14 protein-coding genes are annotated in these 16,634 nt (G+C 69.3%); all 14 read right to left on the reverse strand.

The features are described 5' to 3' along the window. Positions 1-261 (reverse strand): hypothetical protein (locus VF647_08480; protein ID HEX8452118.1); only part of this gene is annotated, 261 nt, incomplete at its 3' end. A 375-nt stretch (positions 262-636) separates the two neighbouring features. Further along, entirely contained in the window at positions 637-1,890 is a 1,254-nt protein-coding gene (gene glyA / locus VF647_08485) for a serine hydroxymethyltransferase (protein ID HEX8452119.1), read from the reverse strand. Positions 1,891-1,965: 75 nt separating this feature from the next. Then, positions 1,966-2,370, reverse strand: coding sequence for a type II toxin-antitoxin system VapC family toxin (locus tag VF647_08490; protein ID HEX8452120.1), 405 nt, complete (start codon positions 2,368-2,370; stop codon positions 1,966-1,968). Then, positions 2,367-2,597, reverse strand: a complete 231-nt coding sequence (locus tag VF647_08495) for an AbrB/MazE/SpoVT family DNA-binding domain-containing protein (protein HEX8452121.1) — start codon at positions 2,595-2,597, stop codon at positions 2,367-2,369. The genes VF647_08490 and VF647_08495 overlap by 4 nt, the downstream gene beginning before the upstream one ends. A gap of 151 nt (positions 2,598-2,748) precedes the next feature. Continuing rightward, the gene (locus VF647_08500) at positions 2,749-3,477 is read right to left on the reverse strand and encodes a hypothetical protein (protein HEX8452122.1); all 729 of its coding nucleotides are present in this window, start codon (positions 3,475-3,477) and stop codon (positions 2,749-2,751) included. A 36-nt stretch (positions 3,478-3,513) separates the two neighbouring features. After that, positions 3,514-4,263, reverse strand: coding sequence for a hypothetical protein (locus VF647_08505; protein ID HEX8452123.1), 750 nt, complete (start codon positions 4,261-4,263; stop codon positions 3,514-3,516). Between the two features lie 105 nt (positions 4,264-4,368). Then, positions 4,369-8,199 carry an AAA domain-containing protein gene (locus VF647_08510; protein HEX8452124.1) on the reverse strand — a complete coding sequence of 1,277 codons (3,831 nt, stop codon included), beginning with the start codon at positions 8,197-8,199 and terminating at the stop codon, positions 4,369-4,371. 204 nt (positions 8,200-8,403) lie between these two features. Further along, positions 8,404-9,078 carry a hypothetical protein gene (locus VF647_08515; GenBank protein HEX8452125.1) on the reverse strand — a complete coding sequence of 225 codons (675 nt, stop codon included), beginning with the start codon at positions 9,076-9,078 and terminating at the stop codon, positions 8,404-8,406. Between the two features lie 140 nt (positions 9,079-9,218). Further along, a complete protein-coding gene (locus VF647_08520) occupies positions 9,219-10,274 on the reverse strand; it encodes a VWA domain-containing protein (protein HEX8452126.1) in 1,056 nt (351 codons plus the stop codon). Then, positions 10,271-11,257 (reverse strand): VWA domain-containing protein, encoded by a 987-nt coding sequence (locus VF647_08525; GenBank protein HEX8452127.1) that lies wholly within the window; start codon positions 11,255-11,257, stop codon positions 10,271-10,273. The genes VF647_08520 and VF647_08525 overlap by 4 nt, the downstream gene beginning before the upstream one ends. After that, positions 11,254-12,132, reverse strand: a complete 879-nt coding sequence (locus tag VF647_08530) for a hypothetical protein (protein HEX8452128.1) — start codon at positions 12,130-12,132, stop codon at positions 11,254-11,256. The genes VF647_08525 and VF647_08530 overlap by 4 nt, the downstream gene beginning before the upstream one ends. A gap of 8 nt (positions 12,133-12,140) precedes the next feature. Further along, positions 12,141-13,091, reverse strand: coding sequence for a DUF58 domain-containing protein (locus VF647_08535; GenBank protein ID HEX8452129.1), 951 nt, complete (start codon positions 13,089-13,091; stop codon positions 12,141-12,143). Continuing rightward, positions 13,091-14,077: an AAA family ATPase gene (locus VF647_08540; GenBank protein ID HEX8452130.1), complete on the reverse strand. Its 987-nt coding sequence runs from the start codon at positions 14,075-14,077 to the stop codon at positions 13,091-13,093. The genes VF647_08535 and VF647_08540 overlap by 1 nt, the downstream gene beginning before the upstream one ends. A gap of 194 nt (positions 14,078-14,271) precedes the next feature. Then, positions 14,272-15,963: a hypothetical protein gene (locus VF647_08545; protein HEX8452131.1), complete on the reverse strand. Its 1,692-nt coding sequence runs from the start codon at positions 15,961-15,963 to the stop codon at positions 14,272-14,274. Positions 15,964-16,634: the final 671 nt, after the last annotated feature.

A 16,634-nucleotide genomic window follows, 5' to 3' on the forward strand; every position in this document is an offset into this window, starting at 1 on the left:
CGACTCGCCCATGCGCTGCGCCATGCACCCCGTGACGCCCACCAGCGCCCCGCGCCGCCGCTGCTCCTGGAGCTGGCCCACGCGCCCGATGACGCGCTTCTCCGCGTGGTCGCGGATGGCGCAGGTGTTCACCAGGATGACATCGGCGTCCTCCGCCGAGTCCGTCGCGACGTAGCCGCTCTCCGCCAGGATTCCGTGCATCAGCTCGGAATCGGCGGTGTTCATCTGGCAGCCGTACGTCTCGATGTACGCTCGCTTCATGGCCGGGACTTCAGGGGACGCTGGATGGGATGGAGGCTTGGGTACACCGGTGTGGGCCCGCGGTTCGGCGGGGAGTGCGTTAGTGCGTTAGTGCGTTAGTGCGTTGAGGTCCGGCGGCCCACCCCACTTTGTCATCCTGAGCGGGCGCTTCACCGTCCTCGCCCCGTCTCCAACCTCTGGCGCGCAGCGAAGGATCTACTGCGCGTACCGAGGGGCTCGTGCTGATCCACCGGCCTCTCGCCTCGCCGGCTAGATCCTTCAGTCGCCGCCAAGGCTACGGCGTGATCCACGAATCTGAGCAGCGGCTCCTTCAGGATGACAAATAAGGGTATCTCCGCACGCACTAACGCACTCACGCACTAACGCACTTCTGTTTCACACCCGCACCCAATCCGCGTACAGCGGAAACCGGTCGCACATCTCGCGGATCTCGCCGCGGACGGTGTTGGAAACCGTCTCGTCGTCGGGGGCGGTGACGACGCGGTCGATGAGCAGGGCGATGGCGCGCATCTCGTCGAGGCCCAGGCCGCGGGTGGTGAGCGCGGGGGTGCCGATGCGGATCCCCGAGGTCACGAACGGCGACTCCGTCTCGCCGGGGACGGTGTTCTTGTTGACGGTGATGCCGGCGCGGTCCAGCGCCTTCTCGGCCACCTTGCCCGTGACGCCCTTGCTGCGCAGGTCCACGAGGACCAGGTGGTTGTCGGTGCCGCCGGAGACGAGGGTGAAGCCGCGCTCCATCAGCCCTTCCGCCAGCGCCCGCGCGTTCTCGATCACGCGGCCGCTGTAGACGGAGAAATCCGGCCGCAGCGCCTCGCCGAAGGCGACCGCCTTGGCGGCGATCACGTGCATCAGCGGGCCGCCCTGCACGCCGGGGAAGATCTGCTTGTCGACTGCCTTGGCGTACTCGGCGCGCGACAGGATCAGGCCGCCGCGGGGTCCGCGCAGCGTCTTGTGGGTCGTCGAGGTCACCACGTCCGCGAAGGGGACGGGGGACGGGTGGTGCCCCGTCGCCACCAGCCCGGCGATGTGCGCCATGTCCACGAACAGCTTGGCGCCGCTCTCCCGCGCGATCTCGCCCATCACCTCGAAGTCGATCTGCCGCGGATACGCGCTGGCGCCCGCGACGATCACCTTGGGCCGCACCTGCATCGCCTGGTCGCGCAGGGCGGAGTAGTCGATGCGGTGGTCGTCCGGCCGCACGCCGTACGCGGCCACCTTGTACAGCCGCCCGCTGAAGTTTACCGGCGAGCCGTGCGTCAGGTGCCCCCCCTCGGAGAGGTTCATCCCGAGCAGGGTGTCGCCGGGCTCCATCAGCGCGAAGTAGACGGCCATGTTGGCCTGCGCGCCGCTGTGCGGCTGCACGTTGGCGTGCTCGGCGCCGAAGATGCGGAGGAGGCGCTCCTGCGCCAGCCGCTCCACCTCGTCCACCACCTCGCACCCGCCGTAGTAGCGCTTTCCGGGATACCCTTCGGCGTACTTGTTGGTGAGCACGGAGCCCATCGCCTCCAGCACCGCCCGGGAGACGAAGTTCTCCGAGGCGATCATCTCCAGCTGGTGCTCCTGCCGGGCGGCCTCTTCGCCGATCAGGCGGTGGATGTCCGGATCTGCGGCCCTCAGCGCGTCTTGCATGTCTCTCTCCGTGCGGCGGCGGTCGTTCGGAAGCGCGGGAAGTTAGCGCGTCCGCCGCCGCCGGTCGAGAGCGGCTCAGGGCGAGATGATGTCCAGCCAGGGGAAGTAGCTTCTGTACCGCCGCGTATCGCGCGTGAGAAGACGCATCTGGTGAACCGATGCGTGCGCGCCGATGTAGAAGTCGGGCAGCGGCGACCGGCGTTCACCGCCGCGTCTGCGGTAGGCCAGATGGCTCTTCCCCGCCAGGAACGCCGCCTCGTACGGGAGCGGATCACGGCGGAACCGCGAAGTCGGGAGCAGGTCGTCGAGCTCTGCGACCTGGGCAAACTGAACCGACACTTCGGCGTAGATCACCGGGTTGATCACCAGCTCCGATTCCGCTTCGTAGCGGTTCAGCGCCTCCGTCGACCAGTCACTCCACGCGGGATCATCATTCAGGAAGTCTAGGAGCACGTTGCTGTCGACCAGAACGGCGCTCACTCGTCACCCCGCGTGAGAGCCATGACTTCGTCGGTGGTCATCCCGCCCTTGAGGCTGCCGCGGATCGAATCGAGGTACGAGCGAAAATCCCCAGATTTCTTCCAAACCTTGCGCACCAGCACCCCGCCGTCCACGACGGTGAGTTCCACCTCGCTGTCCGGCAGCAACCCTAACTTGTCGAGCATGTGCTGCGGAATCGTAACCTGTCCGTCCGCGCCGATCTTCATCTCTCTCGCCCCTGGTGGTGTGGAAGACTTGCAAGGAGTTTAGCTTGCTTTCACCACAGGTCAACGGCTCGCCGAAAGGTCGTTTTCGCGATGGCTGCACAGTACCGGAACCGCTCATTGGGGATCGCTCGGCCCTGCTCCCGTAGGATACTCAGACGGGTGCCTCCGGGTTCAGGGGACCAGATAGGCGCTGCGCGTCGAAGCCTTCCTGGCGGATGCGGAGGTCGTAGTACAGGACCGTGGTCACCGCGCTGACGAACGGATAGACGAGGCAGACCACCACGCCGAGCAGCGGATCCATGTACCGCGGGTCGAGCCCCAGCCCCATCGCCACCACGATCGCGAGCATGCCCCCCAGCAACGCCACGCCAAAGATCGCCCACGCCGCCACGACCGTGGTCAGGATGTGCACCATGAAGCCGTTCGTCAGCGCGCGGGAGCGTCCGTACGATGCGTAGGCGCCGGCGCCTTCCAGCACGACGGCGGCGGGCATGGCAAAGGTCCACGCGTAGAAGATGAACGCGGGCCCCACCAGCATCAGGAACCCCACTACGAGCAGAATCCCCTGGAAGATCGACGCGCCCAGGATGCTTCCGGAGCGGCTCACGACCTCGCGTACGCTCCGCCTGACGTCCGTCTCCCCTCCCGTGTAGATGTCGGACACGACCGCCATCACCGCGGTACTCGCCGCCAGCATGAGGAGGCAGCCGATGATGCCGACTACGACGCTCCGCTCGGGCAGCACGAGCATGATAAGGATGCCCGGGACGAGGAAAACGGCCGAGGCGAGCACCACCACGTCGTAGTGCGAGAGGATGATCTGGAACGCCGCATTGAGGATCTCCCCGGGGCGGCGGGCGCGGGGCTGAAGGGCCTGCATGGCTTTCCTCGTGCTGTGAATCCTTGCGTTACGAGCCTACGCGCCGAAGGGTAGTGCATCGGACTCCGCGTCGTCCATCTTGCCCGCGAGGAATTCCACGTCGAAGCCTTCCTGCCGGATGCGCAGGTCGTAGTAAAGCACCGTCGTCACTACGCTGATGAACGGATAGACGAGGCAGACCAGGATGCCGGAGAAAACGTCCGCGAACCGCTCGTCGATTCCCCCCGTCTCGAACACCGCGCTGAGCGCAAAGATTCCTCCAAAGAACACCACGCCCACGATCAGCCACGCAATCACGAGCGTGGCCAGGATGTGGCCCACGTACCCCTTCGCCAGCGCGCGCGACCGCCCGAACGAGTCGGTGGCCCTGACGCCTTCAAGGATCACGACGGCCTGCATCGCGAAGCTCCAGGCGTAAAAGATGAACGCGGGCACCACGAGCAGGAGGAGCCCTATCACCAGCAGGACTCCCTGCAGGATCGCCGATCCCACGACGCTGCCGAAGCGGCTGGCGACCTCGGTGATGCTCCGCCTGACGTTCGCTTCTTCGCCCGTGTAGATGTCGGACGTGACCACCAGCACCGCCGTGCTCGCCGCGATCGTAAGGAGGCGGTCCGCGATGCCCGAAATGGGGTGCTCCTCGGGGAGCGCGAGCATGAGGAGGATGCTCGGGACGAGGAACACGGCCGAGGCGAGCAGCACGACATCGTAATGGGCCCGGACGATCTGGAACGCGGCGTCCAGGATCTCGCCGGGGCGGCGAGGGCGGAGCTGGGGAGCCTGCATGGTCCTCCCGGATTTGGGGATGGTTTCGCGCGCGGGTGGGAAAGCAGATGATAATACGGGACGGGCGGGCAAGAACAGCGGATCACAGGCTTCGCGATGGCGCCGTCAGGCCGGCGGATCCAGCGTCCAGAGGTGGCAGCGCGCGGTGACCGTCGTGCCATCGGGCGCGGGGAGCTCGATGTGGCGGACGGGGCCGGCGGCCTCGGCGTAGCCCTTCACGGCCAGAGAGGCGCCCATCACCTGCTCGTCGCGCGGGAGGGTACGCAGGACGTCCTGGCTGAGGAAGACGACCAGCTTGGCGCGCGGGCGGGTGATGGCGACGTTGAAGCGGTTGGGGTTGAGGAGGAACGACGCCTCGCGCTCCGCGTACTCCCGGTCCGCCACGGCGTAGGAGACGACGATCATCTCGCGCTCGTTCCCCTGCATCCGCTCCACCGTGTCGACCACGGGAAGCTCCTCGCGCGGCCAGCCGCCCGCCACCAGCTCGCCGAGGATCGCGCTGTTCTGCGCACGGTGCGGCGAGATGGCGGCGAAGGCGTGCGCGCGGAACGTCTCGGCCGTGTACGGCTCGCCGGTGGAAGGGTCGCGCATCCCCGCACGCGCCAGGCGCGCGAGACGGGCGACGAGCGCGGCTTCGAACGGGTTGCGGGCGGTGGCGCGGACGCCTTCGTACGTGCAGAAGACGACCGCGTCGCCGGGGCGGAAGAAGGTGTCCCAGAGGAGCGCGTCCAACGGGTCGGCGAAGGCACCGGGTGCTTCCAGCGTGAGCCGCCAGTCCGGCACCTTGGAGACGAGCCCCGGATAGAAGACGCGGCGCGGATAGCGGACCAGCGCCTGGTTCATCCGCCGGCTCTCGCGCAGCATGAAGTGCCCGAACTTCGCGGAGAAGTGAGAGAATGCGGAGCCGAAGAGGGTGTTCTCCGCGTCGTAGCTGCCGCGGATGATGGGGGCGAGCTGCCGGTCGTCGCCGCACAGGATCACCCGCCCGCCGCGGCGGATGGACGAGAGCGCGATCGTCGAGTCCGCAACCTTCATCTGCGACGCCTCGTCGATCACCACCACGTCGAAGAGCGGGCGAACCGGCGCGTCGCCCGACTCCTCATCTTCGTCCGATGAGGCGCCGTTCATCGCGCGCATCTGCTTCCACAGCGACCACACGGTGGAGCCCACCACGACCGGCTCGTTGCCCGCGTCGGACTCGGCGAGGATGCGCTTGAGGTGCGTGTCCGGATGGAGGGCGTCGAGGCCGTGCAGGTCGGCGTCCGCCTCGCTCCCCCGCCCTTCCAGCTTCACAAGGCGCAGCGGGTTGGGGATGCCGCTCGCCTCCAGCTCGCGCGCGATCCGCACCAGCACGTTGACCACGGCGCGATGCGTGGCGGCGCTCACCAGGATGCGGCAGGGCCGCCCCTCGCGATTCGCCGCCGCCGCGATCCCGATCAGCATCCACGCCAGCAGGTACGTCTTCCCCGTCCCCGGCGGCCCCCAGACGACGGAGATCTCCCTGCCGAAGACGCCGTGCCACGCATCCTCCTGCTCCGCGTTCAGCACGGGGCGGCCGAACGCGGCGCTCGCGGGGGCAATGGCGTCCTCCCAGGCCGCATCCGCGTGGAACGGCGCCAGGAGCCACTCCGCCGGGCGCTCGCCGCGCAGCAGCCCGCGCACGAGATCCGCCTCACCGCGGCCAGCTGCCAGCGCGCGCAGGGTGGCGACGACGCGGCGGGTGTTGAAGTCGGCCTCCGCCTTGTCGAGCACGCAGACGCGGCCGAAGTCGATCAGTCCTTCCTTCTCCGCACGCGCAAAGCCGTACTCGGAGGCCAGCGTCATGCGCGGCGGGTCGGCGGCGAGATCGTAGTCCACCAGCTCCGCGGCCAGCTTGCGGCGCAGCCACGGCTTGTGATGCGTGTCGGTGAGCGTGTGCCCGTCGTCGTTGGTCAGCAGGAGCGCGAAGTCGCCGGGGCGGAACTTGGCCTCGCGGCACTCGGGATCGAAGCTGAACACCGCGCTGCCATCCTCCCGCATCTCCTCCAGCGCGACGCCGCTGATGCATTCGAAGCGGCGCGCGCGGTCGTGCGTGGGAAGCGCGTGCAGCGAGCGTATGGCGGTGCTCTCCTCCGCCGCCTCCAGCTCGGTGAGCATGCGCAGCGATTCCAAGATCGGGTCAGCGATGGGATCGCCCGATGACGGATTCGCGGCGAACGTCGCGGCCTGCAGCTTGAGGCGCGTCTCGCCCTTGCGCCGCAGCGCCCGGTCGCGGACGGCGCGCACCACCGAGTCCAGCGCGGCCAGCTTCGACTCCACGGTGCGCACGATCTCCGCGCGCACCTCGTCCGGCCCCTGCTCCAGCTCGCTGACGCGAAACGGGCGGCGGTTCCAGACGTTGTGGATGCGCTCGAACGCCACCTGGCTGGAGAAGGGCGATCCGTACGTGCCGCGCGGGCGATGCACCCACGGCTTCAGCTCCGGCTGCAGCGCCTCGGAGACGCGCCCCAGCTCCCATGCGTACGGCACCGGGATGGCGTACAGCTCCGCAACCACGTCCAGCAGGATCGTCCCCGGCGCCGTGGATGCCGGCCTCGCCCCGTCGCCGTTGGGGAAGAGGAGCGCGGCCATCGCGGCGATCGCGGGCTGCGCATCCACGTCCCCCAGGTGGCGCTGAAGGAGCCCGCGCAGGATCTCCATCTCCACCGAGTCGTAGACGAAGAAGTGCATCGATCGTCCGGGATTCGCCTCCTCGGCAAGCGCGGCGCCGAGGTGGTCCAGGAACTCGCCCAGCATCCGCCGCTCCGCCCGCGGATGCCCCCTCTCACAGACGAAGACGCGCGCCCTCCCCCGCCCCCCCGCCTCCACCCGTGCCCCCACCGCGAAGCAGAGTCCCGTCACCGGGTCGCTTTCGGCGGTGAGGAGGATGCGCACCCCCTCGCCCATCCCCATGCGATGCGTGCGGCCCTCGACGTCGAAGACCTTGTTGAAGCGGAGCGCCTGCACGCGCGCCTTGAGCTGCGCCTCGTGCGCCTCCAGCGCGTGCGAGCCGGTGTACACGCCCTTGTTGAACCCGCGCTTCTGCAGCTCGGCCACGGTGCGGATGCCGCGTGCGTTGAGCACCTGCCGCGCGACGGGCGTGATCCCGTGCACGCGCGACAGGTCGTCCTCGCGGTCGGCCTGGGCGCGGCACTGGTCGAAGAAGCCGCACCCCGCGCAGAGCGGCATCAGGTGCCACGCGGCCTCGGCCGGCGTGCACGCCGCCACGCGCGTCAGGTCTTCGCGCAGCAGTTCGCGCACGTGGTGCCGGTACGCGGCCAGCGCGAACGGACGCGGCTTTGCGGCGCCGCGCGTCCAGATCCACCCGCGCCTCGTCTCCGCGACGCCGTCGATCCCCTCCGCGCGGCAGACTTCCTCGAGCATGAGCCCGTAGAACGCCACCTGCGCGAAGTGCTGGAGCGTCCCGTTGCGGCTCCACTTGATGTCCACCACGCCGAACCGCGCCCGCCCGTCCCTGCCGCGCCGGATGCGGATCAGGTCGGGCTGCGCGGGCTGGATGGCGATGCGCGGATCGATCCCGTGCCGCGCCGCGAACGCCTCCGGATCGCGCAGGAGAAGCTCCGGCTGCACGATCCATCGCGTCTCCCCCGGATCGCGCAGCGCCTGGACCACGCGGTCGTATGCGAGCTTGACTGCATCGCCGTGCTCGTTGCGCCCGGCGGTGAGCACGGCGCCGGGGAAGCGGCGTTCGAGCTGCGCCAGCTTCCGCCGCTCGAACATCCGCCCCGCCTGCGTGAGGAGCCCCATCCCCGGCCGCGCGCTCGCCTTCGGGATCTCGAGGCCGCGCAGCGCCGGCGGCACCATCTCCCAGCGGAGGCGGCGGTCGCAGCGGAAGCGGAAGTGCTGTGCGGCGAGCGACCCGGTGAGGCGGAGCGCCGGATCTTCGGGGTGGGCCATGCAAACGGGTGCGGACGTGGTCGGGGATCGGAAACGGATGGTACGCGGAGGAGGGGGTGCGGTACAAGCGAAGAGAAGCCGAAGCCGCCCCCTCCCCCGCTCGTTCCTCGCGGCCCCTCCCCCAAAACTGCCTGGGGGAGGTGCGGACGCGGGCATCAGCGCCGGTCGGGCAGGTCGGCGCGAAGCAAGGCGGCGCATCGGCGCCTACCAGTCGCGTGCGGCGCGCTGGCCGGGAGGGGCTTCGCGCAGTTTGCGTCGCTGGAGCTCGCGCTCGTCGCGCTCGGCGGCGGAGAGGATGCTCTCGGCCTCGCCGCGCGAGAGGTTGGGATCGCCGGGGCCCGCGCTGGAGCGCGTCGGCTGCGGCGGGCCGGGGGCCGGCTGCGGCGGGCCTTTGTCCTGGTCGTCCTCCCCCCCGCCGGACTCGTCCTCCCCGCCTCCGCCGCCGCCATCGCTGCGCGGCGGGTCACCCAGCAGGCGCTGGGCGAGCTCCAGGTTCCACTTCGCGTCGCGGTCCGTGGGATCCAGGAGGAGCGCGCGCTTGTACTGGGCGATCGCCCGGCGCAGCGGTTCCGTGTGATCAGGGTTCTCCGACGAATCGCTGAAGGCAGGCTCCAGATCCGTGTTGCCGAGGTTGTAGTGCGCCCGCTCACCCAGCATCCGCCCCGAGCCGGGAACCGCCGCCGCCAGCTGCGTCCGCGCCTCGTCGAAGCGCCGCAGCCGCAGAAGCGCCGTCCCCAGGTTGTACCGCGCCACCCGCGACGTATCCCCGCCCTCCACCGCCCGCGCATACCCCTCCGCCGCCTGCCGCACCTCGCCGCGCCTGTACTGCGCATTCGGCGACTCCGCGCACGCCCCCAGCAGCAGGAGCAGCACGAGCAAGCCCCCCCTCCCCCGCCCTGCGCCCCCGCAGGCGGGGGAGCGGGTCGGGGGGAGGGGGCCCTGTTCCCCCCCTCTCCCGATAACGAGAGGGGCACCCTCTCCTGTTATCGGGAGAGGGGGCCGGGGGGTGAGGGCCGCCGTCACGCCTCCTCCTCGCGCACACGCCCGCCACGCCGCCGCCTGCGCAGCACCCCCGACTCCAGCACCGAGTCCAGCGCGAGCAGCGCCAGGGCCGCGCCCAGGAACCACTCGTAGCGGTTCCCCGGCCGCACCTGCGTCCAGTTTGGGCCGCCCGGGCGCACGGTGCTCACCGCCGCAGCCAGCTCCGCCGCCGACGCCGCGCCGATCGGCCGGTAGCTGCCGCGCGTGACGGCGGCGACGCGCTGCAGGAGCGGCTCGCCCAGGGCGGAGCGCGCGATCGAGCCGTCCAGGTCGCGCTTGTAGCCCTCGCGCCGGCCGGTGCCGGGCACCACGTCCGGAACCGGCCCGCCGCCCGGGGTGCCGATCCCCACCGCGTGCACCGCGATCCCTGCGCGCCCCAGCAGCGTCGCGGCGAGCTCCACGTCGCGCAGCTCCTCCAGCGCGTCGCCGTCGCTCATCAGTACCAAACCGCCGCGCGCCTGCTCGCCCGGGCCGCCGAAGAGGAGCGCGGCGCCCTGCCGCATGGCGTGCGAGAGCGAGGTCCCGCCCTGCGGCACCATCTCCGGGGCGAGCGCTTCCAGGTACGCGTCGAGCGCGTCGTAGTCGCGCGTCAGCGGCGCCACCACGTAACCCGCCCCCGCGAAGACGACGATGGCCACACGCGCGCCCTGCACGCGCTGCAGGAAGTCGCGCGCGAGCGCCCGCTGCCGCTCCAGGCGGTTCGGACGCACGTCCTCCACCAACATGGAGTTGGACGCGTCCAGGATCAGCACCACGTCCGCCACGCGCGGGGCGGCCACCGGCTCGTTCCCCCACGTCGGCCCCGCGGCGGCGATGCCCAGAAGGAGCGCGGCGAGCACCAGCAGCGCCACCCGCCTCCGCGGAAGCCGCTCCAGCGCGGGAGCCAGGCGGCGCACCAGCGCGGGGTCGCCCAGCGATGCGGCGGCGTCGCGGCGGCGGCGCACCCACAGCAGCAGCGCGATCAGCGCGACCACGGGAAAGAGCGCGATCAGGTGCCGCAGCGCCGGATGCGCCAACGTCAGCCCGGGGATCACGGCAGCCTCCCCCAGCGGGTCGCGCGGAAGAGGACTTCCAACAGGAAGAGTGCCGCACCCGCCAGCAGGAAGGGGAGGTACAGCTCGCGGTACTCCACCGTGCGGCGGATGCGGACGGGGCTCCTCACGAGCTGGTCGATGACTTCGTAGATGCGCCGCAGCCCGCGCGCGTCGGTCGCGCGGAAGTAGCGGCCGCCGGTGAGGCTCGCGATGTCGCGCAGGAGCGGCTCGTCGATGCTCACCGGGAGGAAGCCGTAGCGAAGCCCGGCCGGCGTGCGCGCGATGGGGATGCGGGCGCGCGTCTTGGAGCCCACGCCGATGGTGAAGACGCGGATGCCGTACGCGGCCGCGGCGCGGGCCGCGTCGCGCGGGTTGACGTTGCCGCGGTTGTTCTCGCCGTCGCTCAGCAGGATCACCACGCGCGAGCCGTCGATGCGGCGCAGGCGGTTGGCCGCCGCGGCGAGGCCCAGCCCGATCGCGGTGCCGTCCTCGAGCTGCCCCACCTGCATGCTTTCGAGGACGGTGAGCAGCATGGAATGGTCGGTGGTCAGCGGCACCATGGTGAGCGCCTCCCCCGCGAACGTCACCAGCCCGATGCGGTCGCTCTCGCGGTCGCGGACGAAGCTCGCCAGCGTCCGCTTGGCCGCGCCCAGCCGGTTCACGGGGCGGAAGTCCTCCGCCAGCATCGACGACGACACGTCCATCGCCACCACGATCCCGATCCCCTCCGACTCGCTCTCCACGATCTGGCGGCCGGAGCGCGGGCCGGACAGCGCGACGACCAACAGTACGAACGCGACCGCCCGCATCGCAGCCGGGAGCCACGACCAGACGCGGGCGCTGCGCGGCGCGATGCTCGCCAGGAGGCCCGTGCGCGCGAACGTGACGGCGGGGCGCACGCGCTTCTTCGCCGCCCACCAACCCCAGAGCGGGAGGAGAAGAAGGAGCGCGAACGCCCACGGGTGCTCGAAGCCGAAGCTCACCGCGCCGCCTCCTCCTCGCGGGGCGCGCGCGCGTCGCGCCCGAACGACTCCACCCACCTGCGCGCCTCCTCCCAGTCCCGCAGCGCCGTGTCCGCGGGCACGGGGAAGCGCGCGAACTTCGCCAGGTCGGCCGTGTGCAGCACGCTCCGCAGCGGCCCCAGGTCGCGCGCGGGGACGCCGTCGCGCTCCATGCGGCGCTCCAGCTCGGTCGTGGTCAGGTCCGGGCTCCAGCGCGGGCGCACCGCGTGCGCGAAGCCGCGCAGCGCATCGGCCACGAGCGTGTAGAAGGCGCGCCCGTCGCCGCGCTCCGCCAGTCCCGACACGCGCGCCGCCTCCAGCGCCTCCAGCGCCTGCTCGCGCGCGTCCGTCGGCGCGACGATGGGCTCGGGACGCGGCCGGAGCCTACGGCGGCGCAGCCAGTAGAGGAGCACGAGGAGCCACGCCAGGAGCGCCGCGCCCGCCGCCGCGAGCCGCCAGTCGATGCGCCGGTCGGGCCCGATCACGTCCTTGGGCCCCTTCGGCTGGAGCCCCGCCGTGTCTTTCGGAAGGACGGACTGCACGGCCGGCACCCCGAAGCGGAGCGGGACCGTGCGCACCGAGCCATCGGCCGCGATGATCCGTCCGCGCGCCGCCACCCCCGTCGCGGGGCCGGGCGTCCACGCAACCAGTGTGGCCGTGACGCGCGCGCCCGGCTCGATTTTCAGCCGTCCGATCGCCTGCACGCGCGAGGAGTCGGCGTTGGGGAAGCTCACTTCCAGCCGCGAGCCCGCCGGAATCGCGATCTCCACGACCGAAACGATGCGGTCGCCCACGGTCAGCACGCGCTTCGCCTGCGTGGCGGCGGGCGTGGCGAGCGCGCACAACACGAGCGTCATCCACCGCGTCACTGCCGCAGCCTCCGCTCGCGGCGCCGGAAGAAGGAGAGCACCGCGTTGGAGGTCGGCTCGTTCGTCGCCAGCGCGATCTCCTCCATCCCCAGGCGCCGGAAGATGCGCCGCATCGCCATGCGCTCATCGCGGACGGCCTCGCGGTAGCGCTGGCGGATCTCGTCAGAGCTGGTGTCCACGATCACCTCCGCCCCCGTTTCCGGATCGCGCACGCGCAGGAGTCCGGCGTCGGGAAGCTCGTCGTCCGCGGGGTCGGTCAGGACGACGGGGATGACGTCGTGGCGCGCGGATGCGGCCGTGAAGGCGCGATCCACATCGGCCAGCGCGGGGCCGACGACGAAATCCGAGACCACGAAGACGATGGAGCGCGAGCGCAGCAGCCGCGTCGCGTAGCCGATCGACGCCGCCAGGTCCGTCCCCCGCCCCGTCGGCCGGAAGGCGATCAGGTCGCGCAGGATGCGCATCACGTGGCGCCTCCCCTTTCGCGGGGGCACGAAGAGCTCCACGCGGTCGGTGAAGACGAGGAGCCCCACGCGGTCGTTGTTGCGCACGGCGGACATCGCCAGCGTGGCGGCGGCCTCCACCACCATCTCGCTCTTGAAGCGCGCCCGCGTCCCCCACCGCTGCGATCCGGAAAGGTCGACGGCGAGGAGCACTGTCAGCTCGCGCTCCTCCACGTACTTCTTGACGAAGACGCCGCCCGTGCGCGCGGAGACGTTCCAGTCGATCGTGCGCACGTCGTCGCCAGGGAGGTACTCGCGCACCTCCACGAACTCGATCCCCTGCCCCTTGAACACGGAATGGTACTCGCCGCTGAACCTCGAGGTCACCAGCCCGCGCGTGCGCAGCTCCACCCGCCGCACCTGGCGGAGGATCTCCTGGAGCGGAGCGGGGGGCGGAAGGGCGGGCGGGCTGGGGCGCCGCCGGAAAAGGTCCAGCAGCCCCATCAGGGCACGCGCACGACTTCGAAGATGCGTTTCACCACGTCCTCCGAAGTCACCTCCTCCGCCTCGGCCTCGTACGTCAGCACCACGCGGTGGCGCAGCACGTCGGGACCGATCGCCTTCACGTCGTCCGGCACCACGAAGTTGCGGCCGCGCAGGTAGGCATGGGCGCGCGCGCAGGCCGCCAGCGCCAGCGTCGCGCGTGGCGATGCGCCGAACTCGATCAGCGGCTGCAGCTCGGCGGCGCCGTGGCTGCGCGGGTCGCGGGTGGCGCCCACCAGGTCCAGGATGTAGTCGGCGATCTTTTCGTCCAGGTAGAGCCCCGCCACCACGCGCCGCGCGGCCAGGATCTCCTCCGGGCCGGCCACGCGCCGCACCGGCTCCTCGCCCACGCCCGCCCCACGCCGCAGGATCTCGCGCTCCTCGTCGCGGGTGGGGTAGCCCACGCGCACCTTGAGCATGAAGCGGTCGACCTGCGCCTCGGGGAGGGGGTAGGTGCCGGTCTGCTCGATGGGGTTCTGCGTGGCGAGCACCAGGAACGGCTGCGGCAGCGGGTGCGTCTCGCCGCCGATGGTCACCTGGCGCTCCTGCATCGCCTCCAGCAGCGCGGCCTGCACCTTGGCGGGGGCGCGGTTCACCTCGTCGGCCAGCACGATGTTGGCGAAGATCGGCCCGCGGTGCGGCACGAACTCCCCCGTGCGATTGTTGTAGATCGTCGTCCCCACCACGTCGGCGGGAAGGAGGTCGGGGGTGAACTGGATGCGCTGGAACGAGGCGTGGATCGTCTCCGCGAGCGTGCGCACGGCGAGCGTCTTGGCGAGGCCGGGGAGCCCTTCGAAGAGGACGTGCCCCCCCGTGAGCAGCCCGATCAGGAGCCGCTCGATCATGTACTGCTGGCCCACGACGCGGCGGTGCACCTCTTCCACGACGCGGTCCAGGAACTCGGCGCGCGGGATCTCCGCGGGCGCGTACGGCGAAGGGATGCTCATCCGGTCCGTTCTTCAGGGGTCGAATACCAACCGGCCCGACACGAGGAAATCTCGTGCCGGGCCGACAAACTACGATCTCACGCAAAGATGCAAAGGCGCGAAGAACTGCAACTGCGGGCTCACACAGAGACACAGTCATCTCTGTCCCCGCTTCACCCCGGCAGATCACGTTCCGCGAAACTCACTGGTTTGCTCTACGGGTTTCCTGCGGCTGTACCAAGCACTGTCGGCGTCGCGGGCGCGGTGGGCGCCGGGACCACACGTGGGAGAATGACATCCTTAATCGTGAAAACCTTCTCGGCAGGATCCGTTTGGTTCACGATCGGTACCTGCACCGTCAGGATCATGTCACATACATCGTAGTCACCGGAAGCTTGAGAGAAAGCTTGTGCCGGGGTGAGCGTGCGCGTGACCTCATATGTGTACACCCGCTGCGTCGCATCGGCGGATTTGAAGACTGCGGCAATCGAGGCGTTGCCGGAACTCTGGCACCGGAGTTCCGCCACGCCATCACCCGCACTAACTGCAAAGTTTACCGGCGCATCGGCGTCAGTGAACTCGACCGGAACGGTCCATTGGGCGAATGTTCGCCTGTTTATCACATTATGTTGTGCCGGGGCGACGCGCTGCATTTCGGGACCCGGGCGGGGAATTGGATGCGGCGTTCGGGAGAGCGCAGCGGTGAGGGGCACGATCAGGGTGTCGTTGCCGATTGGTGTATTTTCCACGAAGGAGTACGGGAGGGTGTATTTCGCGGAATCTACGTTGGTCGTGAACGAAACTCGGAACACACAGGTTCGAGCACGGGCTTCCACATGCCCGGAGTGAACGCGAGTATCAGATGCCCGAAGACGCCACCGGCTGTTGTTGCACAAATCGGAGGGTATCCCCTCAATCTGGCGTTCCACTCTCGCGGGGACTCCACGCACCACTTTCGGGTCCGTGCCGTAAGGCGTGGGTTGGAGGTTCCGGACACGCAACGAAATCGCACGAGGGCTCGGAAGAGTGTCCCATGTGGCGATTGGAAGACCCTCTCGATTAACATGGATGAATGTGTCGAACGTGCGCGATCTCATCTCGCTTGATCGCTGAACCGAGAGTTCGGCATCCGCGTTGAGGCTTCCCGCTACCCAACTCCCGCCTGCCCGCGCCGACCCGGATCCGGTACTGCCGCTGCCGCTTGCTGTCTGCTCGAAGAACACGACGCCTGTGAAGGTAGTAATGTAGTGGAGGGCAGGCTGCTGTCGGTTGAACAGCGCTCGTCCTGGGCCACGGTAGTGCTCCCACAGCGCAAGGTGCGATGCGAGCCCCTGTGCACCTGGCGCGCCGAGGTTCGAAAACAGCGGGGACTTGAAGCGTCCCTGAGCCAGAACCACGGCCCCACTCACGGTATCCTGACGGCTGGCGGCCATCTGAATGGTGGCAATCGGGATTGCTCGGAGGTCCCCGCTTAGTGCTGCCTTGGCGAGACTGATGCACGTTTGCGAGTAGATGTTGCTGGTCTGCACGCTGTCCGGCTCGGGGGCGTCCGAGAGCCCGACCAACTGCACGGGCAACTCCCGTTCGGGACGACGGATGCCGGGCTGCAGGTTGTTCGACTCGAAAATATACGTAAACAGCGCCCGCGCACCGACATCCCTCCAACTCTCGTTGATCGGCTGGTCAAGCTTGATGCGTCGTCGGACCACAACTGGGATGGATGAAAGCTTCTGATCATCCGAGGTATTACTACGCCATTTGAGCTTGCAGTCGGCTCGGAACACGCCAAGACGGTTCTCGAGCGCCGACTCCAGAGGCGACGGCTGTGAAGTAATTCGTTGGAACTGCGCCTGCGCTTGATCCGGGATGACAATCAACGCGCAGAGCGGAACTAGCTTGCGTGCCATACGTGCTACGGTCGTATACATTGCGCGGGCCTTTACGAGGTTGTGTAGATTACAACTACGAGTTGGTACCATCTAGCGGGGGACCTGCGGTCGTCACTTGGCTTCACGGAGTGGTCAAAACCTCGTGTGTATCATCCCGTCTGTATGTGGACTGACATCGACCGAAGCGCCGTTACGTGTCTATCGCGCGGTTAACCGCTACTGCGGTCAAAGCGGGGCTAGGAGCGAGTTCCTGACTGAGTCTGAACTGCTGCTGGTGGGTTGGGACACTGGGGTGGGCTCGCGAGTTCGATGCGATCGGTGGATCAGCGACGTTCCTCATCCACGGATGACGACCGAGACGATCTTAAGGGGACGGGCCTTTTACGATTAGCGCTGACCAGACGGCGGCGCAAGGGATACGTGCGCCGCGCCGCCGAGCTCCCAATGCACGCTTGACGCGCGCTGGTCCGCGTAGCCCTGCGAGAGTTATAGTCTACTCGCGGCGGCGGTGCCCAAGAGCGCCTCGCAATTGTGCTCGTAAAGCATCGCCCTTGCAGGGTTTGAGTCTCTGGCGCGGGATTGACCCTCCACCTCGGGGCGCCGCTTCCCTGGACAAGATTCGGGATCAAGACGCGGCGGATAGGCGCAAGTATTTGGAGCAACTAGACCGCGACCTGTTCCGTTGAGGC

Source organism: Longimicrobium sp. (genome assembly GCA_036387335.1).
Classification (GTDB): domain Bacteria; phylum Gemmatimonadota; class Gemmatimonadetes; order Longimicrobiales; family Longimicrobiaceae; genus Longimicrobium.

What these genes read in the sequence shown, in the direction of transcription:
- glyA (HEX8452119.1), bottom strand. Translation starts at nt 1,890, where the DNA reads ATGCAAGACGCGCTGAGGGCCGCAGATCCGGACATCCACCGCCTGATC.
- VF647_08495 (HEX8452121.1), bottom strand. Translation starts at nt 2,597, where the DNA reads ATGAAGATCGGCGCGGACGGACAGGTTACGATTCCGCAGCACATGCTC.
- VF647_08500 (HEX8452122.1), bottom strand. Translation starts at nt 3,477, where the DNA reads ATGCAGGCCCTTCAGCCCCGCGCCCGCCGCCCCGGGGAGATCCTCAAT.
- VF647_08505 (HEX8452123.1), bottom strand. Translation starts at nt 4,263, where the DNA reads ATGCAGGCTCCCCAGCTCCGCCCTCGCCGCCCCGGCGAGATCCTGGAC.
- VF647_08510 (HEX8452124.1), bottom strand. Translation starts at nt 8,199, where the DNA reads ATGGCCCACCCCGAAGATCCGGCGCTCCGCCTCACCGGGTCGCTCGCC.
- VF647_08530 (HEX8452128.1), bottom strand. Translation starts at nt 12,132, where the DNA reads ATGACGCTCGTGTTGTGCGCGCTCGCCACGCCCGCCGCCACGCAGGCG.
- VF647_08535 (HEX8452129.1), bottom strand. Translation starts at nt 13,091, where the DNA reads ATGGGGCTGCTGGACCTTTTCCGGCGGCGCCCCAGCCCGCCCGCCCTT.
- VF647_08540 (HEX8452130.1), bottom strand. Translation starts at nt 14,077, where the DNA reads ATGAGCATCCCTTCGCCGTACGCGCCCGCGGAGATCCCGCGCGCCGAG.
- VF647_08545 (HEX8452131.1), bottom strand. Translation starts at nt 15,963, where the DNA reads ATGGCACGCAAGCTAGTTCCGCTCTGCGCGTTGATTGTCATCCCGGAT.